Source organism: Streptomyces sp. E2N166 (assembly GCF_003671715.1).
In the GTDB taxonomy this organism is placed as follows: Bacteria; Actinomycetota; Actinomycetes; order Streptomycetales; family Streptomycetaceae; genus Streptomyces; species Streptomyces thinghirensis.
On sequence record NZ_RAIF01000025.1, the window covers coordinates 295,107 to 321,720 of the forward strand.

Annotated in this window: 12 protein-coding genes and 1 pseudogene; 9 read left to right on the plus strand and 4 right to left on the minus strand. The window is 73.4% G+C overall.

Translation table 11 applies throughout. The features are described 5' to 3' along the window. Positions 1 to 5: 5 nt before the first annotated feature. The 8 genes from EBH09_RS19450 to EBH09_RS19485 are packed head-to-tail and all read left to right on the plus strand — an operon-like array spanning position 6 to position 21,110. Positions 6 to 4,484 carry an amino acid adenylation domain-containing protein gene (locus EBH09_RS19450; RefSeq protein ID WP_238697367.1) on the plus strand — a complete coding sequence of 1,493 codons (4,479 nt, stop codon included), beginning with the start codon at positions 6 to 8 and terminating at the stop codon, positions 4,482 to 4,484. Next, complete coding sequence (locus EBH09_RS19455) at positions 4,481 to 15,304, plus strand: non-ribosomal peptide synthetase (RefSeq protein ID WP_121748252.1); 10,824 nt, start codon at positions 4,481 to 4,483, stop codon at positions 15,302 to 15,304. Before EBH09_RS19450 ends, EBH09_RS19455 begins: the two co-directional genes overlap by 4 nt. Before the next feature lie 40 nt (positions 15,305 to 15,344). Beyond that, entirely contained in the window at positions 15,345 to 16,307 is a 963-nt protein-coding gene (locus tag EBH09_RS19460) for an ornithine carbamoyltransferase (RefSeq protein WP_121748253.1), read from the plus strand. Continuing rightward, positions 16,304 to 17,596, plus strand: a complete 1,293-nt coding sequence (locus tag EBH09_RS19465) for an MFS transporter (protein WP_238697368.1) — start codon at positions 16,304 to 16,306, stop codon at positions 17,594 to 17,596. The genes EBH09_RS19460 and EBH09_RS19465 overlap by 4 nt, the downstream gene beginning before the upstream one ends. Continuing rightward, on the plus strand, positions 17,583 to 18,374 hold the full coding sequence (locus EBH09_RS19470; RefSeq protein ID WP_121748255.1) for an alpha/beta fold hydrolase: 792 nt from the start codon (positions 17,583 to 17,585) through the stop codon (positions 18,372 to 18,374). The genes EBH09_RS19465 and EBH09_RS19470 overlap by 14 nt, the downstream gene beginning before the upstream one ends. Before the next feature lie 30 nt (positions 18,375 to 18,404). Next, positions 18,405 to 19,340, plus strand: a complete 936-nt coding sequence (locus tag EBH09_RS19475; protein WP_121748256.1) for a TauD/TfdA family dioxygenase — start codon at positions 18,405 to 18,407, stop codon at positions 19,338 to 19,340. Positions 19,341 to 19,347: 7 nt separating this feature from the next. After that, positions 19,348 to 20,181, plus strand: coding sequence for a 4'-phosphopantetheinyl transferase superfamily protein (locus EBH09_RS19480; protein WP_121748257.1), 834 nt, complete (start codon positions 19,348 to 19,350; stop codon positions 20,179 to 20,181). Further along, positions 20,178 to 21,110, plus strand: a complete 933-nt coding sequence (locus tag EBH09_RS19485; RefSeq protein ID WP_121748258.1) for a TauD/TfdA family dioxygenase — start codon at positions 20,178 to 20,180, stop codon at positions 21,108 to 21,110. The genes EBH09_RS19480 and EBH09_RS19485 overlap by 4 nt, the downstream gene beginning before the upstream one ends. A gap of 61 nt (positions 21,111 to 21,171) precedes the next feature. Here the strand turns inward: EBH09_RS19485 and EBH09_RS19490 are convergent, their stop codons facing one another. The 3 genes from EBH09_RS19490 to EBH09_RS19500 form a co-directional block, all read right to left on the minus strand. Then, positions 21,172 to 23,622 carry an FtsX-like permease family protein gene (locus tag EBH09_RS19490; RefSeq protein ID WP_121748259.1) on the minus strand — a complete coding sequence of 817 codons (2,451 nt, stop codon included), beginning with the start codon at positions 23,620 to 23,622 and terminating at the stop codon, positions 21,172 to 21,174. Further along, positions 23,616 to 24,353 carry an ABC transporter ATP-binding protein gene (locus EBH09_RS19495; protein WP_121748260.1) on the minus strand — a complete coding sequence of 246 codons (738 nt, stop codon included), beginning with the start codon at positions 24,351 to 24,353 and terminating at the stop codon, positions 23,616 to 23,618. The genes EBH09_RS19490 and EBH09_RS19495 overlap by 7 nt, the downstream gene beginning before the upstream one ends. Positions 24,354 to 24,697: 344 nt before the next feature. After that, positions 24,698 to 25,288, minus strand: coding sequence for a hypothetical protein (locus EBH09_RS19500; RefSeq protein ID WP_121748261.1), 591 nt, complete (start codon positions 25,286 to 25,288; stop codon positions 24,698 to 24,700). A 219-nt stretch (positions 25,289 to 25,507) separates the two neighbouring features. Here EBH09_RS19500 and EBH09_RS19505 point away from each other — a divergent pair, with 219 nt between their 5' ends. Beyond that, positions 25,508 to 26,143: a sensor domain-containing protein gene (locus EBH09_RS19505; protein WP_121748262.1), complete on the plus strand. Its 636-nt coding sequence runs from the start codon at positions 25,508 to 25,510 to the stop codon at positions 26,141 to 26,143. A 76-nt stretch (positions 26,144 to 26,219) separates the two neighbouring features. On the opposite strand, the pseudogene EBH09_RS37905 reads toward EBH09_RS19505, so the two are convergent. Continuing rightward, a pseudogene (locus EBH09_RS37905) lies at positions 26,220 to 26,614 on the minus strand (hypothetical protein); the annotation flags it as partial.

Below are 26,614 nucleotides of genomic sequence, written 5' to 3' on the forward strand. Positions count from 1 at the left end.
GGACCGTGCGCAAGCACGGCCTCGGCCCCGCCGACCGCATCCTGCAGAAGACGTCCATCGGCTTCGACGCGGCCGGCTGGGAGATCTTCGCCCCGCTGGTCGGCGGCGGCAGCGTGGTGCTCGCGCCGCGCGGTGCCGAACGGGACCCGGCGGCGCTCCTGCGCGCGGTGTCCGACCACCGCGTCACGGTCCTCCAGGTGGTCCCCTCCGTCCTGCGCGTCCTCGTCGAGGAGGGCGACTGGAGCGGCTGCGGCTCCCTGCGGCTGCTGTTCTCCGCCGGTGAGGCGCTGCACGGCGAACTCGTCGCCCGGCTGCGCGAGAAGGCCGGCCCGGCCCTTGAGGTGTGGAACACCTACGGGCCCACCGAGTGCTCCATCGACATCACCGCCCAGGCCGTCGACCCGGCGCAGACCAGCGGCGCGATACCCATCGGCCGCCCCATCCCCGGGATGCGCGTCCTGGTCCTCGACCCGAACGGCGACCCGGTCCCGATCGGCACCCCGGGCGAGCTGTACGCGGGCGGGACCGGCGTGGCCCGCGGCTACCTCGGCCGCCCCGACCTGACCGCCGAGCGCTTCGTGCCCGACCCCTACGCGAGCGAGCCCGGCTCCCGCCTCTACCGCACCGGCGACCTGGTGCGCTGGCGCTCCGACCGCACCCTCGACTACCTGGGCCGCCTCGACCACCAGGTCAAGGTCAACGGCGTCCGCGTCGAGCCGGGCGAGATCGAGGCGGCGCTCGCCGCCCACCCCGGCGTCACCGGCGCGGTCGTCGTGCCGTACGAGGCGGAGGGCGGCGGCAAGCGGCTCGCCGCGCACCTCACCGCGGCCGGTCCCGGGGCCGCCGGCCCGTCGGCCGACGCGCTGCGCGCCTTCCTGCGCGAGCGGCTCCCCGAGAGCCACCTCCCGTCGTTCTTCCACACCCTCGACGCCTTCCCGCTCACGGCCAACGGCAAGGTCGACCGGGCCCTGCTGCCCACCCCGGGCGAGATCGCCGCGGCCGGCCGGCCGTCGTTCGTCACCCCGCGCAACGCCGCCGAGCAGCTCGTCGCGGACGCCTGGGCCGACCTGCTCGGAGCGGACCGGGTCGGCGCGCACGACGACTTCTTCGCCCTCGGCGGCACCTCCCTCCAGCTGACCCGCCTCGCCGCGAGGCTGCGTGCCGCGTCCGGCGCGCAGATCTCGCTGCGCGGACTGCTGCGGGCCACCACCGTCGAGGGGCAGGCCGGCCTCATCGAGGTCCCCGCCGCCGACGAGAGCCCGATCGTGCCCGTCCCGCGCGACGGCGATCTGCCGCTGTCGTCCGGCCAGCGCCGCCTGTGGTTCCTGGACCGGATGCACCCGGGCAGCCCCGAGTGGGTGGCTCCGCTCTTCCTGCGGCTGCCCGAGGGCACCGGCGCCGACACCGTGCGGCGCGCCCTGGACGCGCTGTCCGCCCGCCACGAGGCGCTGCGCACCCGCTATCCGGACCGGGGCGGCGAGCCGTACCAGGTGATCGGCGAGGCCGGTGCGCGACCGGTCGAGCTCCGGGTCGAGGACACCTCGCGCGACGGCCTGGAGCGGCTGTTCCGAGAGCAGTTCGAGCGCGGCTTCGACCTGGCCTCGGGGCCGCTGTGGCGGGCGCTGCTCGCCCGCACCGACGACGGCCACGTGCTGCTCCTCACCCTGCACCACATCACCGTCGACGGATGGTCCACGGTCGTCCTGGAGCGTGAACTGCGTGAGCTGTGCGCCGCGTTCGAGGCGGACCGCGAGCCGCGGCTGCCCGCGCTCGCCGTGCAGTACGCCGACTACGCGGCCTGGCAGCACACCCGGCACACCGAGGAGTTCATCGCCGGCGAGCTGGCCCACTGGCGCGCCGCACTGGCCGGCATCGAACCCGTCGACCTGCCCCTGGACCACCCCCGCCCGGCCGAACGCGACCCGCGCGGAGCCGTCGTCCCCTTCCGCGTCGAGCCCGAACTCGCCGACCGGCTGACCGAGCTGGGCAAGGCGCACCGTGCCACGCCCTTCATGACCCTGCTCACCGCGTACGCCACCCTGATCGCCCGCTACAGCGGCAGCTGGGACATCCCGGTCGGCACCCCCGTCGCCGGCCGCGGCCGCCCCGAGACCGAGGGCACCGTCGGCTTCTTCCTCAACTCCCTCGTCGTACGGTGCGCGCTGGACGCCGATGTCACCTTCGCCGACGCCCTCGACCGGGTCAGCCAGGCCGCGCGGGCCGCCTTCGCCCACCAGGAACTGCCCTTCGAGCGGCTCGTCGACGAGCTCCAGCCCGAGCGCGACCTCTCCCGCACCCCGCTCTACCAGGTCGCCTTCGACCTGCACAGCGAGGGCGTCACCAGCGTCGCCACCGAGGACGCGGACATGGCGGCCTTCACCGCCGCCTGGCAGGTCGCCAAGACCGACCTCTCCCTGTTCATGCGCAGGACCGGTGACGGCGCCCTGGACGGCGTACTCGAATACGCCGCCACCCTCTTCGAGCGCGCCACCGTCGAGCAGCTCGCCGGGCACTTCACCAGCCTGCTCCGGCAGGTCGCCGAGCAGCCCGGTCTGCCGCTCGGCAAGGTCGACTTCCTGTCGGCCGACGAGCGCGGCCGCCTCCTCGTCGGCTGGAACGACACCGAGGTCAGCGCCGAGTCCGAGACCGTGCTCGCCCTCGTCGAGGCCTGGGCCACCGCCGACCCGGACGTCACCGCCCTCTCGTACGGCTCGGAAAGCGTCACCTACGGCGAGCTGGACGCCCGCGCCAACCGCCTCGCGCACCTGCTGCGGGAGCGGGGCGTCGGCGCCGAGTCGCGGGTCGCGGTGCTCCTGGACCGCGGGCCCGAGCTGGTCACGGCCCTGCTCGCGGTGTGGAAGGCCGGCGGCGCCTATCTGCCCGTCGATCCCTCCTGCCCCGCCGAGCGGCTCACCGCGATGCGCCGGAGCGCGGGCGCGCACACGGTGATCACGTCGAGCGGGTACGCGGCGACCGCCGGGGACGGGGCGCTCCTGGTCGACACCGACGCGGCCCGGATCGCGGCCGCGCCGGCCACCCGGCCCGCCCGCACCGACGACCTCGACCGGCTCGCCTACGTGATCTTCACGTCGGGCTCCACCGGGACGCCCAAGGGGGTCGAGGTCACCCACCGCGGCCTCGTCAACCACGTCGCCTGGGCGGCGCGGGAGCTGGCGCCGCGCGACTACGGCGGGGCGCCGCTCTTCTCGTCCGTCGCCTTCGACCTCGTCGTCCCCAACCTGTGGGCGCCGCTGGTCACCGGGCAGCGGCTGTTCCTGCTGCCGCAGGACACCGACCTCTCGGAGCTGGGCAAGCACCTGGCCGAGGCCGAACCGTTCAGCTTCGTGAAGCTCACCCCCGGCCACCTCGACGTGCTCGCCCTCCAGCTGACCCCGGCCCAGGCCGGCGCGCTGGCCCCGGTCCTCGTCGTGGCGGGGGAGGCCTTCTCGCGGGCCACCCTGGAGCGGTGGCGGGCCCTGGCCCCCGACACCCGCCTGGTCAACGAGTACGGGCCGACCGAGGCCTCCGTGGGCACCTGCGTCTTCGAGGTGCCCGACGCGTCCGAGGGGACCACGGAGATCCTGCCGATCGGCCGGCCGCTGCCGAACATGACGATGTACGTCCTGGACGACCGGCTCCAGCCGGTGCCCGCCGGCGTCGCGGGCGAGCTGTACGTCGGCGGCACGGGAGTGGCCCGCGGCTACGCGAACCGTCCCGACCTGACCGCCGAGCGCTTCCTGCCCGACCCGTTCGGCACGCCCGGCGCCCGCGTCTACCGGACCGGCGACCGGGTCCGCCGACGGGCCGACGGCAACGTCGAGTTCCTCGGCAGGTTCGACGACCAGGTCAAGATCCGGGGCTACCGCGTCGAACTGGGCGAGGTCCGGGCCGTCCTGGCCGGCCACCCCGCGGTGCGCGAGGCGTTCCTCACCGTCCACGCGTCCGACAACGGTGAGAAGCAGCTCGTCGCCCACTACGTCGCCGAGTCCCAGCCCGGCGCGGGCCCCGAGCCCGGCGGCGATCTCGCCGGCACTCTCGCCGCGCACTGCGCCCGGCTGCTGCCGGACTACATGGTCCCCGCCGTCTGGATCCCGCTCGACGCGCTGCCCCTCAACGCGAACGGCAAGGTCGACCGGCGCGCCCTGCCCGCCCCCGGCACGGACAGCGGGCCGGCGGACCGGGTGCCGCCGAGCGGTCCCGTCGAGGAACGCATCGCCGAGATCTGGGCCGAGCTGCTCGGCACCGAGGCCGGCGCGCACGACAACTTCTTCCACGTGGGCGGCAACTCGATCCTCGCGATCCGGCTGATCTCCCGCATCCAGGAGGAGTTCGAGATCGATTTCGCGGTGCGAACGGTGTTCGAGGGACCCACCGTCGCGCGCCTCGCGGCAACCGTCGAGGAGCGCATCAAGGCGGAGATCGCCGCGCTCACCGACTCGGAACTCGTGACTGACGAACTGCTGGTGAAGGGGTACGACGCATGACCGGGGACAAGGCTCAGACGGTCCGGGACACCGCGGCACTCCGCGACGAGCTGCTGCGCCGCCGGATGGCGGGCCGCCGCGGCGCCGGCCGGCGCACCGCGGTGCCGCGCGCGGACCGCACGGCCCCCCTGCCGCTGTCGTACGGCCAGCAGCAGATGTGGTTCCTGAACCGGCTGGAGCCGAACAGCACCGAGTACCTGGTGCCGCTCGTGCTGCGGCTGCGCGGCCCGCTGGACACCGGGGCGCTCGGCCGCGCCTGGCAGACGCTCCTGGAGCGCCACGAGATCCTGCGCACCCGCTACGCGCTCGCCGGTGACGAGCCCGTGCAGGTCATCGACGCACCGCGCCCCGTCACGCTGGACGTCACCGCCGTGGCGGACGAGCGGAGCCTGCTGCGTGCCGTCGAGGACGACATGGGCCGCTCCTTCGACCTGGCCGGCGAGTGGCCGGTGCGCGCCCGGCTGCTGCGGCGCGCCGCCGACGACCACGTGCTGTCGCTCGTCTTCCACCACATCGCCTGCGACGCCTGGTCCACCGGAGTCCTCGGCCAGGAACTCTCCGCTCTGTACGGCGCGTTCACCAGCGGCGCCGGCAACCCGCTGGCGCCCCTGCCGGTGCAGTACGCGGACTACGCGGCCTGGCAGCGCGCGGAGCTGAACGGCGGCGCCCTGGCCCGGCAACTCGACTACTGGACCGCTCAGCTTGCGGACCTGGAGGCACTGGAACTGCCGGCCGACCGGCCGCGGCCGGCCGTGCGGGACGCGGCGGGCGACACCGTCGCCTTCACCCTGCCCGCCCCGCTCGCCGACCGGGTCCGCGCGACCGGCCGGCACCACGAGGCCACCCCCTTCATGGTGGTCCTCGCCGCCTTCCAGGGCCTGATCGGACGCTACACCGGCCGCACCGACGTCGCCGTCGGCACCGTCGGCTCGGGACGCACCCTGCCCGAACTCCAGGGCCTGATCGGCTACGGCATCAACAGCCTCGTCCTGCGCGGCCGCTGGAGCGCGGACGCGCCCTTCGGTGAACTGCTCGACGCCACCCGCGCCACCGTGCTCGACGCCTTCGACCACCAGGCGGTGCCCTTCGCGCAGCTCGTGGACCGGCTCCAGCCGGAGCGCGACATGTCCCGTACGCCGCTCTACCAGGTGGCGTTCACCATGCACGGCGAGCGGACGGCCGCCTTCGAGCTGGCCGGGCTCACGGCGGAGCCGTACCTCGGCACCGGCCGCGTCGCCAAGACGGACCTCGACCTCCAGCTGACCGAGGGCGCCGACGGCTCGTTCACCGGCCGCTTCGAGTACGCCACCGCCCTGTTCGACCGCGCGACGGTGGAGCGCATGGCGGACCACCTGCTGCGCCTCCTGGACACCGTCACCACCGACCCGGCCGCGCGCCTGTCCGTGGCCGGCATCCTCGGCGCCGACGAGCGGGCCCTGCTCGCCGGCGGCCCGGAGCGCGTGGAGCCGGTCACCCGCCGCGTCCACGAGGTCTTCGAGGCGCAGGCGGCCCGCACCCCGGACGCCGTCGCCGTCGTCTTCGAGGACCGGGAACTCTCGTACGCCGAGCTGGACACCCGCGCCAACCGCGTCGCGCACCTGCTGCGCGCCAAGGGCGTCGGCCCCGAGGACCTCGTCGGCATCTGCCTGGAACGCGGTATCGAACTGATGCCCGCACTCCTCGGCGTGCTCAAGTCGGGCGCCGCCTACCTGCCCCTCGACCCCGCCAACCCCGCCGATCGCCTCGCGTACATCGTGAAGGACGCGAACGCCCCGGTGGTGCTGACCACCGCCGCCCAGGCCGGCGTCCTCGACGGGCGGTACGAGGGCGACGTGGTCGAACTGGACACCGAGGCCGCCCTCCTCGCCGCCCAGCCCGGCACCGCCCCCGGCGTGGCCGGCACCCCCCAGAACCTGATCTACACCATCTACACCTCGGGCTCCACGGGCCGCCCCAAGGGCGTCGCCCTCACCCACGAGAACGTGGTGCGGCTCCTCGCGCGCGGCCGGGAGCACTACGCCTTCGCGGAGACCGACGTGTGGCCCCTGTTCCACAGCTACGCCTTCGACGTCTCCGTCTGGGAGATGTGGGGCGCGCTGCTGCACGGCGGCCGCCTCGTCGTCGTCCCCTTCGCGGTGACCCGCTCGCCCGAGGAGTTCCTCGACCTGCTGGTCGACCAGGGCGTCACGGTCCTCAACCAGACGCCCTCCGCGTTCCGCGCGCTGACCGGCGCCGCCCGCGACGGCGACCCGCGTATCGACCGGCTCGCCCTGCGCGCCGTGGTCTTCGCCGGCGAGAGGCTGGAGGTCTCCGAGCTGGGCCCGTGGGCGGAGCGCGTCGGCCTGGACCGCACCGCGCTGGTGAACATGTACGGGATCACCGAGACCACCGTGCACACCACCTACCGGCGGCTGACCGACGCGGACCTCGACCCGCGGTCCGGCAACCCCATCGGGCGGCCCCTCGCCGACCTGACCGTCCACCTCCTCGACGGCAACGGCGAGCTGGTGCCGGTCGGCGTGCCCGGCGAGATCCACGTCGGCGGCCCGGGCGTCGCCCGCGGTTACCTCAACCGCCCCGAGCTGACCGCCGAGCGCTTCGTCCCCGACCCGTACGGACCGGCCGGCGCCCGCCTCTACAAGAGCGGCGACCTGGCCCGCCGGCTGCCCGACGGCCGGCTGGAGTTCCTCGGCCGCGCCGACGACCAGGTGAAGATCCGCGGCTTCCGCATCGAACTCGGCGAGATCGAGAACGCCCTCGCCGCCCACGAGGCGGTCCGTGACGCGGTCGTCCTGGTCCGCGAGGACACCCCCGGCGACGTCCGGCTCGTCGCCTACGTCACCGCGGACGGCGCCGACGCCCCCGCCCCGGCCGAGCTGCGCGCTCTGCTCACCGCCGCACTGCCCGAGTACATGGTCCCGGCCGCCTTCGTCGTCCTCGACGGGCTGCCGCTGACCACCAACGGCAAGCTCGACAAGCGCGCCCTGCCCGCCCCGGGCCAGGACGCCGTCGGCGCGACGGCGTACGTCGCCCCGCGCACCGTCGTGGAGGAGCGGATCGCCGAGGCCTGGCAGGACGTGCTCGGCCTCGACCGGGTGAGCGTCGAGGACGGCTTCTTCGAACTCGGCGGACACTCCATCCGGGCGGTCACCCTCGTCGGACGGCTGCGCGCCGCCGGGTACGACCTGGCCGTGCGCGACGTCTTCGAGTACCGCACCGTCGCGCGCATCGCCGAACTCGTCACCGGCCGCCCGGCACCGGCCGCCCGGCCCGCCACCGTCGCCCCGTTCTCCCTGGTGGCGGACGAGGACCGGGACCGGCTCCCGGAGGGCCTCACGGACGCCTACCCGCTGTCACAGGTCCAGCTCGGCATGGTCGTCGAGATGCTGACCGACGACGGGAAGCACCCGTACCACAACGTCACCTCGTTCCGAATACGCGACGAACACCCCTTCTCCGAGGCCGCGTTGCGCGAGGCGGCGGCCCTCGTCACCGCCCGGCACGACGTCCTGCGCACCTCCGTGGACCTCTCCGCCTACTCCGTACCGCTGCAACTCGTCCACACCCACGCCGAGATGACCGTCGGAGTGCGCGACCTGAGCGCTCTCGACGAGGAGGCCCTCCTCCGGTCCCTGCGGGAGTTCACGGCCACCGAGCGCGCCGACCTCTTCGACCTGGCCACCGCCCCGCTGCTGCGGCTGCACGCGCACCTCGCGGGCGACGACAGCTGGTGGCTCACCAACACCGAGTGCCACGCCATCCTGGACGGCTGGAGCCACCACTCCTTCCTGATGGAGGTCCTGGAGGAGTACCGGCGGATCCGGGACGGCGAGCCCGCCGCCGCGCCGGACGGGCCCACGGCCCGCTTCGCGGACTTCGTCGCAGCCGAACTGTCGACGCTCGCCTCGCCGGACTCGCGCGACTACTGGCAGGACATCGTCACCGACCACGCCCGGCTGTCCGTCCCGGCCCTCTGGACCGGCGACGACCAGGACGCCGGACAGCCCTGCCGCGTCCCCGTCCCCTTCCACGACCTGGAGGACCGGCTCCGGGCCCTGGCGACGAAGGCGGGCGCGTCGCTCAAGAGCGTGCTGCACGCGGCGTACCTGAAGACCATGAGCCTGATCACCGAGGAGGAGCGCTTCTTCACCGGCCTGGTCTGCAACGCCAGGCCGGAGGTGCTCGGCGCGGACCGGGTGTACGGCATGCACCTCAACACCCTGCCCTTCGCCCACGACCGCTCGGCGCGCACCTGGCGCGAGCTCGTCGCCCAGGTCTTCGCCCGCGAGATCGAACTCTGGCCGCACCGGGCCTTCCCCATGCCCGTCATCCAGCGTGAACTCGCCGACGGCGAGCGCCTGATCGACATGCGCTTCAGCTACCACGACTTCGACCAGGTCGACCGCGACCGCGTCGACTACCTGGCGAGCATCGACGACAGCCCGACCGAGTTCCCGCTCGGCGTCTCCGCCCGCATCGGCCACCTGGTCCTCACGGCCTCGCCCCGTGCCCTGAGCAGGGAGGGCACCGACCGCCTGGCCGGGATGCTCCGCTCGGTGCTGGAGGCGATGGCGGCGGACCCGGAGGGTTCGGCGCGGGAGGCGCATCTGCCGGCGGAGGAGTACCGGCGGCAGGTGGTGGAGTGGAACGAGACGGGTCACGAGGCCGAGACGCGGTCGGTACTGGAGCTGTTCGAGGCGCAGGCGGTCCGGACACCGGAGGCGGCGGCGGTCCGCGCCGGCGACCTCGTGGTGTCGTACGCGGAGCTGGACGCCCGCGCCAATCAGATCGCGCACTTCCTGCGGGAGCGCGGGGTCGGTGACGAGTCGCGGGTGGCGGTGGTCCTGGACCGCGGTCCGGAGCTGATCGCGTCGCTGCTGGGGGTGTGGAAGGCGGGCGCGGCCTACGTGCCGGTCGACCCGTCCTACCCGGCGGAGCGGGTCGCGGCGATCGTCGGGACCTCGGGTGCCCGGGTGGTCCTCGATGACTCGCGGCCTTCGGTGGAGGGGCTGCCGGTGACGGCGCCGGAGCGGACCGACGACCTCGACCGGCTGGCGTACGTCATCTTCACGTCGGGTTCGACGGGGACGCCGAAGGGCGTCGAGCTGCCGCACCGCGGCCTCGTCAACCACGTCGCCTGGGCCGCGCGGGAGCTGGCGTCGCAGGGCACGGGCGGGGCGCCGTTGTTCTCGTCCGTCGCCTTCGACCTGGTGGTGCCGAACCTGTGGGCGCCGCTCGTCGTGGGGCAGGCCGTGCACACGGTGTCCGGAGCGGTCGACATGGCCGATCTCGGTGCGCACCTGGTGGCTCAGGGCCCGTACAGCTTCATCAAGCTCACCCCGGGACACCTGGAGATCCTCGGCCACCAGCTGGACCCCGGGACGGTGGCGTCCCTGGCCGGGACGGTCGTGGTCGCCGGGGAGGCGCTGCCCGGCGAGGTCGCGGGCCGCTGGCTCGCCGCGCTCGGGCCCGGCCGGCTCGTCAACGAGTACGGGCCGACCGAGGCTTCCGTCGGCACCTGCGTCCACCCGGTGACCGAGGCACGGCCCTCGGAGGTCGTGCCGATCGGCCGTCCGCTGCCCAACATGACGATGTACGTGCTGGACGGGCTGCTCCAGCCGGTGCCGGTGGGCGTGGCGGGGGAGCTGTACGTCGGTGGTACGGGCGTGGCGCGCGGTTACGCGGGGCGCCCGGACCTGACGGCGGAGCGGTTCCTGCCGGACCCGTACGGCATCGCGGGCGCTCGTCTGTACCGCACCGGTGACCTGGTGCGGCAGCGCGCGGACGGGAACGTGGAGTTCCTGGGCCGGCTCGACGACCAGGTCAAGATCCGGGGTTACCGCGTCGAGCTGGGCGAGGTCCAGGCGGTGCTGGCCGAACACCCGGGCGTTCGGGAGGTGTTCGTCACCGTCCACGAGACGGACACCGGTGACCGCGGCCTCGCGGCCTACTACACGACCGGCGACGGCCGGCCCGTCGAGGACCCGGCCGCCTTCTGCGCCCTGCGCCTGCCGGAGTACATGGTCCCGGCCTCCTTCACCGCCCTGGCCACCCTGCCCCTCAACGCCAACGGCAAGGTCGACCGCCGCGCCCTGCCCACCCCCGAGGCGGCCGAGGCACCGGACGACACCCATGTGGCTCCGCGCACAGTGACCGAGGAGCGCGTCGCCGAGGTGTGGGCGCAGGTGTTGGGCCTGGAGCGGGTCGGTGTCGAGGACGGTTTCTTCGAGATCGGCGGGCACTCCATCCACGCCGTCGCCATGGTCGGGGCGCTGCGCTCGGCCGGCTTCGACATCGGGGTGCGGGACGTGTTCGAGCACCGCACGGTCGCCGAGCTCGCCGAGTTCCTCACCGGGCGCCCGGCACGGACCGAGGTGGACACGCCCGTGGAACGGTTCGCCCTGATCGGGGCCGGAGACCGGGCCGCGCTGCCGACCGACTCCGTGGACGCCTATCCACTGACCCAGGTGCAACTCGGCATGGTCCTTGAGATGCTCGCCGACGACTCCAAGCACGCCTACCACAACGTGTCGTCGTTCCGCGTCGCGGAGTCCGAGCCGTTCTCGGCCGGGGCCCTGCGCGCCGCCGCCCGCACGGTCACCGCCCGCCACGAGATGCTGCGCACCTCCTGCCACCTGGACGGCTACTCCCAGCCGCTCCAGGTCGTGCACGCTCAGGCGGAGATCCCGGTCACCGTTCACGAACTGCGAGGTTTGGACGAGGACGCGCGTGCCGCCACGGTGCGGGCCTTCGTGACCGCCGAGCGCGCCGACCTCTTCGACCTGGAGCGGGCACCGCTGCTGCGGATCGCCGCGCACGTCGAGGACGGCGGCTGGCGGCTCGGGCTGACCGTCTGCCATGCCATCACCGAGGGCTGGAGCCACCGCGCGCTGTTGATGGAGCTGCTCGACGAGTACCGGCGCGCCCGCGACGGTGCCGAGCAGGCCACGGTGGCCGTGCCCGGGGTGCGCTACGCGGACTTCGTCGCCGCCGAGCTGCGCTCCCTGGACTCCGACCGGGACAAGGCGTACTGGAAGGCCGTCACCGACGGCCACGTGCGCTTCTCCCTCCCGAAGGCCTGGGCGGGCGACCGTGACGCCGACCGCGAGCGCTACCGGGTCGCCGTCGAACTCAAACCCTTCGAGCGCGGGCTCCGTGCTCTGGCGACCCGGGCCCGGGTGTCCGTCAAGAGCGTGCTGCTGGCCGCGCATCTGAAGGCGCTGAGCCTGCTCACCGAGGAGGACCGCTTCCACTCCGGGCTCGTCTTCAGCGCCCGCCCCGAGGCACCGGGCGCCGACCGGGTCTACGGCATGTACCTCAACACGCTGCCGTTCGCCTTCGACGCGGACCGCGACCGCACGTGGGAGGAGCTCGTCCGCGCGGTCTTCGCCCACGAGGCGGGCATGTGGGAGTACCGCCGCTACCCGATGCCCGCGATTCAGCACGACGCCGGCGTGCAACGCCTCCTCGACGTCCGCTTCAGCTACCAGGACTTCGACCACGTCGACACCGACCGCGTCGACCTGGAGGCCAGCTCCGGCGAGGGCGCGACCGAGTTCGACCTCGCGGTGTCGGCGGTATCCGGCTACCTGCTGATGACCACCCACACCCACGCCCTGTCGCGCGCGAACGCCGACCGGCTGACCGCGCTGTACGCCGCGGTCCTGGCCGCGATGGTGGACGACCCGACAGGTGACGCCCGCATGGTCCCTCTGCCGCAGGACGAGCTGCACAGCCAGCTGGTCGAGTGGAACCACACCGCGCACGAGGCCGAGACCGCCTCCGTGCTCCAGCTGTTCGAGACGCAGGCCGCCCGCGTCCCCGACGCGCCGGCGGTCACCCTGGGCGCCGAGACACTGACGTACGCCGAACTCGACGCCCGCGCCAACCGCCTCGCGCACGCGCTGCGTGTCCGGGGCGTCGACGCCGAGGGCCGTGTCGCCGTCCTGCTGGACAGGGGCCCCGACCTGATCGCCGCGCTGCTCGCGGTGTGGAAGGCGGGCGGTGCCTACGTTCCGGTCGACCCGTCCTACCCGGCGGAGCGCGTCTCGGCGATCGTGCGGACCGCGGGTGCCGGCGTGGTGGTCACGTCGGAGGCGTACGCGGACCGGTTCGCCGGTACCGAGGTGCTGATCGGGGACACGGCGGGCGCCGGCCGTCCGACGTCGGCGCCGGTTCGCCGGGACGACCTCGACTCGCTGGCGTACGTCGTTTTCACCTCCGGTTCGACCGGCACTCCCAAGGGCGTCGAGGTGCCGCACCGGGGCCTCGTCAACCACGTCGCCTGGGCAGCCCGTGAGCTGGCCGCCCGGGGGACCGGGGGCGCGCCGCTGTTCTCCTCGGTCGCCTTCGACCTGGTCGTCCCCAACCTGTGGGGGCCGCTGGTCACCGGCCAGCGTGTCTACGCGGTCGCGCAGGACACCCCGCCCGCGCAACTGGGCCGCGCGCTGCTGGCCGGGGCACCCTACAGCTTCGTCAAGCTGACCCCCGGCCACCTCGACCTGCTCGCCGAGCAGCTCACCACCGAGCAGGCGGACGAACTCGCCGCCGTGACGGTCGTGGCCGGCGAGGCCCTGCCCCGTACCACCGCGAACCGCTCCCTGGACATCCTCGGTCCCGGCCGCCTGATCAACGAGTACGGCCCCACCGAGGCGTCCGTCGGCTCCACGGTCTTCCCGGTCACCGGACCGGTCGGCCACGAGGTCGTCCCGATCGGCCGCCCCCTGCCCAACATGCGGACGTACGTGCTGGACTCGGCGCTGCTGCCGGTGCCGATGGGGGTCGCGGGCGAACTGTACGTCGGTGGAACGGGCGTGGCCCGGGGGTACGCGGGACGACCCGACCTGACCGCGGAGCGGTTCCTGCCGGACCCGTACGACCGGGCATCGGGTGGCCGCCTCTACCGCACCGGTGACCTGGTGCGGCAGCTCCCCGACGGGAACATCGAGTTCCTCGGCCGCATCGACGACCAGGTCAAGATCCGTGGCTACCGCGTCGAACTGGGCGAGGTCCAGACCGTGCTGACAGGGCACCCGGCCGTCCGTGAGGCGTTCGTCTCCGTGCACGAGCCCGTGCCGGGGGACCGTCGGCTGGTCGCCCACTGGACCGGTACGGATGCCTCGCCGGAGGCCCTGGCCGCGTACTGCGCGCTGCGGCTGCCGGACTACATGGTGCCCGCGGCCTTCATCGCCCTGGACACCATGCCGCTCAACGCCAACGGGAAGGTCGACCGCCGCGCCCTGCCCACTCCCGACCGGGGCGACCTGCGCACGGGCACCGCCCACGTGCCGCCGCGCACCCCCACGGAGCGGGCCCTCGCCGCCATCTGGACCGAGGTGCTCGGTGTGGAACAGATCGGTGTCCACGACCGCTTCTTCGACCTCGGCGGGCACTCACTGCTGATGATCAAGGTCCTGGCGGCGGCCCGCGCCGCCGGGCTGGCGATCTCGATCTACCGCATGTACCAGCACGACACGCTGATCGACCTGGCGGCGGCGGTGGACGAGGACATGAGGGAGCAAGGGAAGGAAAGGCCGAAGGAGGCGGCGAAGGAGGCGGCGGAGCAGGCGGTACCCACGGTGCCGGAGGCCCCCGCCACCGTCGAGGTGCCGGCCGAGTTGCTGGCCAGGCTGCTCGCACAGGCCGATCGCGAGGTCGTGGCCGAGGCGGCCGGCCTGATGGGCCCGGCGGTTCCCGCGACCCCGGCGGTCGAGGGCCTCGACGGCGTCATGGCCGACCACCACGTGCCCGGCGTCGGCCTCGCGGTGGTCCGCCACGGCCGGGTCGTGTCCGTGGAGGGGCACGGGGTGCTCGCCGCGGGCGGGAACGTGCCGGTGACCGCCAGGACGCTGTTCCAGGTCGGCTCGATCAGCAAGCACGTGACCGCGTTCGCCGTGCTGCGGCTGGTGGACGAGGGGGTCGTGGACCTCGACGCGGACATCGCGAAGTATCTCACGTCCTGGCGGCTCGCCGACGACCCGCGGGCACAAGGGCCGGTCACGGTACGCCAGTTGCTCGGACACCGGGCCGGTCTGGCCCGGCACCGCAGCATCGGGTTCCGGCCCGGCGAGGAATTGCCCACGTTGCTGGACCTGCTGGCGGGCAGGCCCCCGGTGACCACGCCGAAGGTGCGGCGCGAGCTGCCCCCCGGCGAGGTGTTCCGCAAGAGCAGCACGCACTACTGGGTCCTCCAGCAGGTGCTCGAGGACGTCACCGGCGAGGCCTTCGAACCGCTGATGAGGCGCCTGGTTCTCGACCCGCTCCGCCTCGGCGACACCAGCTTCGACCAGGACCACCCCACCACCTCCGGCCTGCCCGTCGCCCTCGGTCACGACGCCCACGGCACCTTGCTGAAGGGCGGCTGGCGGCGGCGCGCCCACCTCGCCGCCGCGGGCCTGTGGACGACTACGGCCGACGCCGCCCGGTTCACCGTCGCCGTACGCGACGCGCTGCTCGGCGTACCGGGCGCGTTGGTCCCGCAGGAGCTGGCCCGGGAGCTGCTGGCGGGCGAGGCCGGCACCTTCTACGGCCTCGGCACGATCGTCGACGACAGCGGTGACGACGTGGAGCTGGGTCACGGGGGCGAGCCCTCGGGCTACTGGAACATGACGATCAGCCTCCTGCACGGCGGGACCGGCTTCGTCGCCCTGACCAACGCCGACTCCGGCAAGGCCGTCGTCAAGCACCTCACCGCCGAACTGGGTCGGGAGGACGGCGCGTTCGGACGCGGTCGGCTCGCCGCCGACTGGCGCACGGCCGACGGCTCGGGCGATCTCCCGGCGGTCCTCGCCCCGGTCGTCACCGAGGAGGAGCGGGCATGACCGGCGGCCCCTCTCCCACCACCCGCCCAAGGAGGAAACCGTGGCACGCGTACGCCATCTGATATCCATCGACGACCTCACCGACGAGGACCTGCGGGCCATCGTCGACCGCGGTGCCCGGTTCAGCGCCGAGGGCCCCGCCGGGGCCCGCCCGCTGGAGGGCGACATCGCCGGCATCTACTTCCGCCGGACCTCGACCCGGACCCGCACCGCCTTCTCGGCCGGCGCCCTGCGGCTCGGCGCGCAGATCGTCTCGTACGGCGACGGCGACCTCCAGCTCAACACCGGTGAGACCAGCGAGGACACCGGCCGGGTCATGTCCCGGATGCTCGACGTGCTCGTCGCCCGCACCGCGGACGACCCCGCCGAGATGCGCGCCTGGGCCACCCAGAACCGGATGTCCGTCATCAACGCGATGAGCGCCGACGAGCACCCCACCCAGGCGCTCACCGACCTGACCACGCTCCTCGGCCGGTTCGGCCGACTGGAGGGGCTGCGCGTCCTGTACGTGGGGGAGGGCAACAACACCGCCTCCGCCCTCGCGCTGGCCCTCACCCGCTTCCCCGGGGTCGAGCTGGAGCTGCGCACCCCGCCCGGCCACGGGCTCGCCGACCGGTTCCTGGCCCGGGCGGCGGAGCAGGCCGAGCGCCATGGCGGCCGGTTCGCCGAGCGCCACGACATGGACGCGCTGCCCGCCGACCAGGACGCCGTCTACACGACGCGCTGGCAGACCACCGGCACCAGCAAGCCGGACCCCGACTGGCGGGAGCTGTTCGCGCCGTTCCAGGTCCGGGAGGCGCTGTGGGAGGACAGCCCCAAGGCCGTCTTCCTGCACGACCTGCCCGCGCACCGGGGCGAGGAGGTCACCGCCGACGTCCTCGACGGCCCGGCGAGCATCGCCTTCCAGCAGGCCGAGAACAAGATGCACAGCGCCATGGCCGTCCTGGAATGGTGCCGCCGCGGGCCCACCGGGTCCGCGGACGGCGCGGGGCGGTCCCGGTGACCGTCGCCCCCCAGGCACCGGCCGAGGCCCGCCCCGAGCTGCCGCCACTGCGCAGGAACCGGGACTTCGTCCTGCTCTGGTCCGGAGCGGGCATGTCGTTCCTCGGCACCCGGGTCACCGCGGTCGCCTATCCGCTGCTCGTGCTCTGGCACACCCGCTCGCCGATCGCCATGTCCCTGGTGACCTTCGCGGCCCTGCTGCCCGCCCTGCTGGTGCAGCTGCCGGCCGGGGCGCTCGTGGACCGGTGGGACCGGCGGCGCGTGATGGTGGTGTGCGAGGCGGGCCGGGCGCTGGCGCTCGGCACGGCCGCGGCCGCGGTGCTCACCGGCCGGGTCGAGGTGGCGCACATCGCCGCCGTGGCGTTCGTCGAGTCGTGCCTCACCGTCTTCTACCGGCTGGCCGAACGCGGCGCCGTACGCAACGTGGTGCACGAGGAGCAGCTGCCGCAGGCGCTCGCGCAGAACGAGGCGCGCGGCCGGGCGGCGGGACTGCTCGGCCAGCCCGCCGGCATCCTCTTCTACACGGCGGTGCGCTGGGTGCCGTTCCTGTTCGGCGCGGTCGCCTACCTCGTCTCGCTGGTGACTCTGCTGTTCATCAGGAAGGAGTTCCAGGGCGAACGGCTCGCCCCGCGCAAGGCACTGCACCGTGAAGTCGCCGAGGGCATGGCGTGGCTGTGGCGCCGGCGTTTCCTGCGCACGGCGCTCGGCTTCGTCGCCGGCACCAACGCGCTGTTCCAGGTCCTCAGCCTCGCCGTGATCCTGATGATCAAGGAGGAGGGCCGCTCGGAGGCCGTCCTCGCCGTCGTCGTGACGGGCGGCGGCATCGGCGGCATGCTCGGGGCGCTCACCGGCGGCTGGTGGATGCGCCGGTGCAGCCAGCGCGCCATCCTCGTCGGCGGGCTCGCCGTCTGGGCCTGTCTGATGACGGCCATCTCCTTCACCGGGGCCGAACCGCTGCTGCTCGGCCTGCTGTTCGCCGGCACGAGCCTGGTCGGTGCCGTCTTCAACGTCGCCGCCGCCGTCTACCAGGTGCGCACCACCCCGGACGAGTTCCAGGGCCGTGTCGCCGGCACCGCGAACCTCATCTCCTCCGGCACCAACTCGCTCGGCGCGCTCCTCGCCGGCCTCGCCCTCGAACTGTGGGGCGCCGCCGACTCGATCCTGCTGACCGGCGCCGCGATGGCGCTGCTGGCCCTGGGCGCCGTACTCAGTCCCGCCCTGCGCACCGAGGACGCGCCGGCCGACACCGAAGCCCAAGGGCGAAAAGGAGACGAACATGAGCGAACCTGACAGCCCGGCCGCCTGGTTCCGGGTGCACCGGCGGTCCGTGGACCCGCGGCTGCGACTGGTCTGCTTCCCGCACGCCGGCGGCACCGCCCAGCTCTACCACGGCTGGCCGTCGAGGCTGCCCGAGGACATCGAGGTACTCGCCGTCCGCTATCCCGGCCGGCAGGACCGGCTGGCCGAGCCGTGCGTGGAGGACATGGCGGACCTCGCCGACCGGATCACCCGGGCGCTCGTCCCGTACCTCGACCGGCCGGTGGCGCTGTTCGGGCACAGCATGGGCTCCGCCGTCGCCTACGAGGTGGCGCTGCGTCTGGAGGCCCGGCACGGCACCACGGCCGCCCGCCTGATGGTCTCCGGCCGGGCGGCCCCGCACCGGGCCCGGCACAGCGGGCTGCACGGGGAGGACGACGACACGCTGATCGCGGGCGTCCGCAGCCTCGGCAGCCTGGGCTCCGAGGTCTTCGACATCCCCGAGCTGCGGGAGCTGCTGCTGCCCGCGCTGCGCGCCGACTACCGGCTCATCGAGACGTACCGGCCCGGGAGCCCGGCCCCCGTACGCGCACCCATCGGCGCGTACATCGGCGACCGCGACCCCGGCTCCGGCCGCGACCGGGAATCGGTGGCGGCCTGGGCGGAACTGACCACCGCGGGCGACTTCACGCTGCGGTCCTTTCCCGGTGACCACTTCTATCTCGACCCGTGCGAGGCGGAGCTGACGGCCGACATCGCACGACAACTGGAGGGAGCAGGGCGAAATAGAGAATTTATAGCTTTCCCCTAGATAGTCGGAGAATACTGAAGGGATCGTCCCATGACTGAACAGCAGACCTGGTCGCCGCTCGAGATCGAGACCGAACTCGTCGGTGGCGCGGAGGAACTGGTCGACCGCCTCGAGGCGATGGGTGACGAACTGGGAGAACTCCTCGTGCGGGAGAAGGCCCTGGTCTTCCGTGGCTTCGGGGTGACCCCGGCCGGACTGGACGACGTCCTCGACCTGCTGCTGCCGAACCGCCTCGCCTACGTGCACGGCAACTCGCCGCGCACCAAGGTCGGCAGCAACGTCTACACCTCGACCGAGTACCCGCAGGAATTCACCATCTCGATGCACAACGAGATGAGCTACGCCCACGCCTGGCCGGCCCGGCTCGCCTTCTACTGCCAGATCCAGCCCGGCGGCGGCGGAGCGACCCCGGTGCTGGACTCCGCGGTGTGGCTCAACTCCCTCGACGACGAGGTCAGGCAGGCCTTCGCCGGTGGCGTCCGCTACACCCAGAACCTGCACGACGGCTACGGCCTCGGCAAGAGCTGGCAGGACACCTTCGAGACCGACAGCCGCGAGGAGGTCGAGGCGTTCCTCGACGGCACCGGAGCCGGCTGGGAGTGGAAGGCCGACGGCGGCATCCACGTCGTATCGGTACGCCCGGCCACCGTCCGGCACCCGGTCACCGGCGTCGAGGGCTGGTTCAACCAGGCCGACCAGTGGCACCCGGCCGGCCTCGGCGACGACACCGCCGCGGCCCTCGCCCAGATCCTCCCCGAGGACGAACTCCCGCAGAACGTCACCTTCGCCGACGGCAGCCCGATCCCCGCCGAGTACGTGACCCAGATCCGCGACCGGGGCCTGGCCAACGCCGTGGACGTCGACTGGCGCACCGGTGACCTGCTCCTCATCGACAACGTGTCGCTCGCCCACGGCCGCCGGCCCTTCGCCGGCGACCGTCGCGTGCTGGTGGCGATGTCGGACTGATGGCGCCATGACTGCCGAGACCGCCGAGTTCGAGCGGCTGCGGGCGGGGGACGCCGTCCACGTCTGGCGGGGCCGCGCACCGGACGCCCTGCTCCCCGAGGACACCGCCCTGCTCTCCGCCGCCGAACTCGGGATCGTACGCCGCAGGTCGCCGCAGGCCGCCGTCCGGTACGCGGGCGCACACGCGGCCCTGCGCCGGGTCCTGGCCCGCTACCTGGGCGAGCCGCCCGAGCGGATCAGGCTCGGGCGGCAGCCCTGCCCCCGCTGCCGGCACCCCGAACACGGGCGCCCGCGCATCGACTGGCCGCCCAGCGGCCTCGACTTCAACCTCTCCCGCTCCGGCGGGCACTGGCTGCTCGCCGTCGTCGCCGGCCACCAGGTCGGTGCCGACGTCGAGGACGGCAGGACCGTCGACGTCCAGGGCTCGTCCGCGATCGTGCTCACGGCCGACGAGCTGGCCCACATGCGGGCCCAGCCCACCGAGGAACTGCGCCTGGCGGCCTTCTTCCGCTGCTGGACGCGCAAGGAGGCCGTGGTGAAGGCCTCCGGCGTGGGCATCGTCGCCGACCTGCGCACCATCGAGGTACGCCCCGCCCACGACGGCCCGGTCCGCGTCACCCACGTCGAGCCGAACGGCCCGGACACCTGGACGGTGCAGAACCTGCCGGTGGGCCCCGGACTGTTCGCCGCGCTCGCCCGGGAGGCCGGCAGCACCGGCCCCGTACTGCTGCGGGACTACCGACGAGAGATCCAGAACCTGCCGTACGACAGCGACCCGCACGACGACGCGTACGGCCCCGCGCCCCACGACACCGAGAAGGAAGGAGCCCACGCCGCATGACCGCCGCCGAGTTCTTCGCGCCGCCGGGCACCCCCGGCACCTCTGTCCACACGTTCATCAACGAGAACCACGACAAGCTGCGCCGCGTCCTCGCCGAGCGCGGAGCGATCCTGCTGCGCGGCTTCGAGGTGGGCGGGGTGGACGGATTCGACGGCGTGGTCCGCGAGTTCTCCCGCTCCGCGCCGCTCACCTACGCGGAGCGCTCCTCGCCCCGCTCCACCATCAAGGGGCAGGTCTACACCTCGACCGACTACCCCCAGGGCGAGGAGATCTTCCTGCACAACGAGAACTCCTACCAGGCGGCCTGGCCGCGCACCCTGTACTTCTTCTGCATCGAGCCGGCCCTCACCCAGGGCGCCACCCCGCTCGCCGACATCCGCGAGGTCTACCGGCACATCGACCCCGGCATCCGCGACGAGTTCGCGCGGCGCGGCTGGCGGGTCGTGCGCAACTTCCACGCCGAGTTCGGCGTGCAGTGGCAGGAGGCCTTCGGCACCACGGACCGGGACGCGGTCGAGGAGTACTGCCGCGGCAAGGGCCTGGACCCGCACTGGCGGCCGGACGGCGGGCTGCGCACCACCGCGGTGCGCCGCGCCGTGCACACCCACCCGGAGAGCGGTGCCCCCGTCTGGTTCAACCACGCGACGTTCTTCCACGTCACCTCGCTGGCTCCGGAGGTCCAGGAAGGACTGCGGGAGATCTTCGCCGAGGAGGACCTGCCCACCAACACGTACTACGGTGACGGCGGCCGCATCCCCGACGAGGTGATGGACCACCTGCGCGCGGCCTACCGCGCGGCGTCCACCCGCTTCGACTGGGAGCGCGACGACGTCCTCGTCGTCGACAACATGCTCGCCGCCCACGGCCGCGAGCCCTTCACGGGCCCGCGCAGGATAGCCGTCGCCATGGCAGAACCTTGGGAGGGCTGACCGTCACGGCCGGTGCACCGGCCCCCGGCCCGAGGCCGGAGGCCGGAGGCCGGTCGGGCGGTCACTCCCTGATGCCGGCCAGTTCCACGGCCCGGCGCCGCATGGCCAGGGAAGCCGGTGCCACGGAGAACACCACCGCGAGCACCGCACAGATCCCGACGGCCGCCCCGATCTCCTTCCAGGGCAGCTCCACCGGGCTCCACACCGACAGCAGGCCCAGCGCGCTCCACATCCCGGCCAGGTTGAGGCCGGCCACCAACAGTCCGAGCACCCCGCCGACCGCGACGACCATGAGCGCCTCGGCGCCGACCAGTCGGAGCACCTGCCACTGCGTGGCCCCGGCCAGGCGCAGCACGGCCAGGTCGCGGACCCGGTCGGAGGTCGCCATGACCATCGTGTTGGCCAGCGAGATGCCCGTGTAGAGCAGGGCGATGCCGAGGACCAGGAAGAAGCCGTACCGGGTGGTCTCGTTCGTCTCGGGATAGCTGGCCCGCACCCATTGGTCCCGCGTGAGCACCTGTCCGCCCGACGCGCCGACCGCGTCCCGCAGCCCGGCGGCCACCGTGCCGAAGTCGGCCCCGTCGGCGAGTGACACGTCCACCCGGTCGGCCGGCGCGCCGGAAGCGTTGGCCGGGGTGACGTAGACGCCGTTGTCGCCGGTGCCGGTGGTCATGACAGCCGCGATCCGCAAGGACTTCCTCGTACCGTCACCGAGCCACACCGCCACCCGCTGGCCGACCGTGTGCTTCTCCCACTCCTCGTTGACGATGATCGAACCGTCGTCCAGATCGGCCACCCTGCCCGAGGCCAGCGGCAGGTGCACGGTCTTCGCGAGCGGGCCGGCCTCGGCCGCGCGAGCCTCGGACTTGATCAGGGCGACGCCCTCCTCCAGCACGTACACGGCGCTCGTCGAGCTCACCGACACCTCGGCGCCGTCGACCGCCTTGAGCCGCTCCACCGTCGCCGGATCGAACCCCGCGTCCCCGGCGGGGCGGACCACGAAGTCGGCCGCGGTCTGCTCGCGCGTCTCGGTGGCCTTCGCCTCGTTCAGCGTGGCGGTCGCTCCGAGCAGCGAGCCCGCGAGTGCGACCGTGACCAGGACGGGCGCGGCGATCGCCGCGGTGCGGCGGACCCCGGCGGCCGCGTTCTCCCGCACCAGCATGCCGACCGCCCCCGGAAGCTGGGCGGGGAGCCAGGCGATCAGCCGGGTCAGCGGACGCACCACGATGGGCGCGAGCAGGGCGACCGCGGTGATCAGCAACATCGGCCTGCTGACATAGGTCTTGCGGTGCAGCAGCTCGCCCGGATCGTCGACCAGGGCCAGGCCCAGGGTCACCAGGGCGGTCAGCAACAGGCCCGTCCCGAACAGCCAGCGCCCCCAGGTCATCGCCTTGCTGTCCACCGACGCCTCGCGCAGCGCCTGTGTGGGGCCGGTGCGGCCGGCCCGCCACGACGCGGCGATCACACCGACCAGCGCGACGAACAGACCCGTCCAGAAAGCCAGGTGGTACGGCCAGGTGTAGTCACCGATGGTGAACCAGCTCGGTGCGAGACCGCCGTCCACCACCCACTCGGCGAGCTTCGGGGCCCCGTACGCGCCGAGCACGCAACCGGCCGCCGAGGCGAGCACACCCACGACCGCGGCCTCCGCGAACACCATCCGCCGGATCTGCCCAGGGGTCGCCCCCGCCGTGCGCAGCAACCCGAACTCCCGGCGCCGCTGGGCCACCGCGAAGGCGAAGGTGGAGGCCACCACGAACACCGACACGAAGGCGGTGACCCCGCCCGCCGTGCCGAACATGGCGTTCATGGCGGTGAGCGCCTCACTGTCGCGGTCCGGATCGGCGTCCGCGCGACGGCGCTCCGCGCCGGTGAGCACCTTCGACCTGTCGTCAACGGCGCTGCGGACCGCCGCCGCGTCGGCGTCCACCACCAGCTGGGTGCTCACCGGTGACAGCTGGGCGGCGCGCGCGTCGGTGTAGAAGACCGCGTCCTCGAAGCCCCGCGGCGCGACGGTGCCGACGACCGTCACGGTCCCGCGGTGGGTGCGCACCTGCTCGCCGAGCGATGCCCAGCCGCCGGTGACGACGACCTCGTCGGCCGTGTGCGGCGCACGGCCCGCGGAGATCTGGTACGGAGCGAAGGCAGCGGTGGACCATGGGTGGCCCACCAGCGAGCCGGGCCCGTCCTCGACCTTGACGGCGAAGGACCGGTCCTCGACGACGGTGCCGAGCTCCTTCAGCTTCGCCACCGTCTGTCCGGGCACGGCCCGCGGCTGGGCGAGCTTCTGGGTGCGGTCGCCGATCGGGGTCGGCACGCGGAGGGAGTCCTGCCCCTGGACGACGACCGGCGCCGCGGCGAACCGCTCCGGCTGCCGCTCGGGTGCGTCGAGGGAGGAGGCGAGCGCGAGACCCATCACGGCGAGCAGCGAGACGCCCAGCGAGAGCGCGACGAAGCTGCCGACGAACGTGACCCAGCGGGTGCGCAGCGTGCGCAGCGCGATGCTCAGCACGGCACGGCCTCCAGCTTGGTCATCCGGGCGGCGATGTCGTCGGCGCCCGCCCCGACCAGTTCGCCGTTGACGCGGCCGTCGACGAGGAACACCACGCGGTCGGCGTAGGCGGCGGCCACCGGGTCGTGGGTGACCATGATGATGGTCTGGCCCTCGCGGTCGACCATGGAGCGCAGCAGGGCCAGCACCTCGCGGCTGGTCTGCGAGTCCAGGGCACCGGTCGGCTCGTCGGCGAAGAGCACCTCGGGCCGGGTGACCAGGGCGCGGGCCAGGGCGACACGCTGTTGCTGGCCACCGGACATCTCGGTCGGCCGGTGCCCGGCGCGCCCGCCCAGTCCGACCTGTTCGAGCACCTCGCGGACCTGAGCCCTGGGCACCCGTTTGCGGGCCAGCCGCAGGGGCAGGGCGACGTTCTGTTCGGCGCTCAGCGACGGCAGCAGGTTGAACGCCTGGAAGACGAAGCCGATGCGCTCGCGGCGCAGCAGCGTCAGCTTGGTCTCGCTGAGCTTTGTCAGCTCGGTGCCACCGACGGTGACCGATCCGGACGTGGGACGGTCGAGGCCTGCGGCACACTGCAGCAGGGTGGACTTGCCGGACCCGGACGGGCCCATGACCGCGGTGAACGTCCCTCGGGGAAACGAGAGTGACACCTCGTCGAGAGCCGCCACGGCACTGCCGCCTGTCCCGTAACGCCTGCTGACGGAGGACAACTGGATCACGTCGTTGTTCATGAGTCCCAACTTGTTCGAGGCTGGATCTCCCGCGGGCGTGACGGGAGGAGTTCGGGAGACGGCGCCGCTGACCATTGTCCGAGCGGTTCGCCCCGCCGGCCGGGCGTCGTGCCTGGCATGTGGTTGCACTGGCAGCTTTCTGCGCTCGGTGCGCCGACTCGTTCGGGTCCGGCCCGGTGCCCCCTCTTGCAGGGACTGACCGGTCGGCCGTCGTGGTGCCGGGAGGGGTCAGCCCGCGGCGCTCAGCCGCACGTCACCGCCGTCCGTGTGCAGCGTGATCTTGCGGGTGGCCGCGGGGTCGGTCTTGATGTCGACCTTCGACGAGCCGCCGTTGCTGGTGGGCTTCACCGCGTACGCCCCGGCACCCGCACCGACATGTCGCCGGCCCGGGTGTCGACGTCCACGGTGTCTGGCGCCGTGGTGAACCGGGCGTCGACCGCGCCGCCGTCGCCCGCCACGGTGAACCGCCGGGAGGTGAGCCGGTCCGTGGTGACCTCGCCCCCGCCGGACGTGACCTCCGGGGCGCCGGCGAGCCCGGACACCGAGACGTCCCCGCCCCTGCTCTCCAAGACGGCCGCGAGGGCCCTCGGCACCTCCAGGCTGTAGTCCACCGTGCACATGGAGGCCCCACCGTCCGCGGCGCAGCCGTCCCCCGCCGTCAGCAGCAGTGTGCCGCCACGTGTGGCGTGCTCCGTCTCCGGCTCGTCACCGCTGTACGTCACCTTCTCGGTGACCCTGACCGTGCTGCCGTCACCGGCGACGACCTCGACGTCGCCGCCCGGGGTCCGCACGTCGAGCGCCGACACCTTGCCGGACACGTCGTACGAAGTGCGCTCGCTCCTCGCCCCCTCCTCACCGACCTCGCAGCCGGTGGCGAGTCCGCCGGCGGCGAGGGTGAGGACGGCGACGGACAGGTGGCGGGTGCGGAGCCTCATGACGGCCTCTTCTTCCTTCGGTGTTCTGGACGACTTCGGGCCGCGCGACGGCTCGGCGGGGGCAGCGGTTCACGGGCACCGCATGCCGACTCCACGAAACCGTGCGTCGGGGGTCCGGCACATTGCGGCGGAACAGAGTCTTCGGGGTAGGGCCAGGCATACCTCGGAAGTAGAACTGCGCTGCTGGGCGCGGGGGCACCCGGTTTCTACGGTGGGGTCATGGCGATCCTGGAAGCGACATCGGTGTGGGGGGCGGTCCGCTGCCCCGGGTTCCTGTTCTCGTCCTGGCCGTGGCGGGCGACCGCCTATCTGCTGAGCAGCACGCCGGTGGGCCTGACCGCCCTGGTCGCGATAGTCACCCTGGTCGCGGTAGGCGGCGTGCTCAGCGTCGTGCTCGTGGGTTTGCCCCTTGTGCTGGCGGCCCTGTTGTCAGGCGTCCCGATGGGCGTGGTCGAGCGACGCCGGCTGGGGTGGGTCGGCCACCAGGCCCTGCGCGACCCGCACGAGGATCCGGAGGAGCCAGGGCTCGGCCCCTGGTGCAGGAAGCGGTTCTGCGAGGCCGCCAGCTGGCGCGAACTGGCGTACACGCTGCTGTTCGTGACGGTGTTGTGGCCTCTGGACCTGCTGGCCGTGGTGTTCGCGCTCGCCGTTCCCGTGAGCCTGTTGGCCACCCCGTTCATGCTGGCCGCGCACGGCGGCGCGTCCACCATGGCGCTGAAGCAGTGGGCGGTCACCTCCTACCCGCAGGCCTGGGCACTCGCCGCACTCGGGGTGCTGCTGCTGCCGTTGGGGGCCTACGCACTGGCCGTGGTGGCCGGCGCCCGGGCCGGCTGGGCGCGATTGCTGCTGACCTGACCGGCCACGGGGTCCCGCCTGCCGTGGTCCCTCCGACCCTGCCCCGGCCGCAGGGGACGAGTCCCCCGGCCGGGCTTCAGCAGCGCGCCCCCGCCGGCGAGCGGGCGGACACCAGGACCATCTCGTGGAAGCGGTACTGCGGCAGGCCCGTCTCGTCCACGCCCGCCATCTCCAGGAGGGACACGTCGGTCAGCCGCTCCAACAGATCCTCCGCCGCCGGCTCCGGGACACCGAGGTGCGAACCCGCCGTGACCGCGGGGAACGGGACGCGCCCCAGCTCCGTCAGCTCGGCGAGGAGGGCGCGCTCCCGCGTGCTGAAGCCGCGCACCGAGGACAACACGGACCGCCCCACGTCGAGGTCCCCGAAGCGCAGTTCGCGCAGGCGCGTGTCCTCCCTCGCGAGCCGGTCCGCGAGCCGCGCCGTCGACCAGTGCGGCCGGGACGCGAGGCGGGCGCCGGCGACCCGCAGCG

Bases quoted from the DNA above. Each gene is read 5' to 3' on its own strand.
- EBH09_RS19455 (WP_121748252.1), top strand. From the start codon at position 4,481: ATGACCGGGGACAAGGCTCAGACGGTCCGGGACACCGCGGCACTCCGC.
- EBH09_RS19470 (WP_121748255.1), top strand. From the start codon at position 17,583: ATGAGCGAACCTGACAGCCCGGCCGCCTGGTTCCGGGTGCACCGGCGG.
- EBH09_RS19475 (WP_121748256.1), top strand. From the start codon at position 18,405: ATGACTGAACAGCAGACCTGGTCGCCGCTCGAGATCGAGACCGAACTC.
- EBH09_RS19480 (WP_121748257.1), top strand. From the start codon at position 19,348: ATGACTGCCGAGACCGCCGAGTTCGAGCGGCTGCGGGCGGGGGACGCC.
- EBH09_RS19485 (WP_121748258.1), top strand. From the start codon at position 20,178: ATGACCGCCGCCGAGTTCTTCGCGCCGCCGGGCACCCCCGGCACCTCT.
- EBH09_RS19495 (WP_121748260.1), bottom strand. From the start codon at position 24,353: ATGAACAACGACGTGATCCAGTTGTCCTCCGTCAGCAGGCGTTACGGG.
- EBH09_RS19500 (WP_121748261.1), bottom strand. From the start codon at position 25,288: ATGAGGCTCCGCACCCGCCACCTGTCCGTCGCCGTCCTCACCCTCGCC.
- EBH09_RS19505 (WP_121748262.1), top strand. From the start codon at position 25,508: ATGGCGATCCTGGAAGCGACATCGGTGTGGGGGGCGGTCCGCTGCCCC.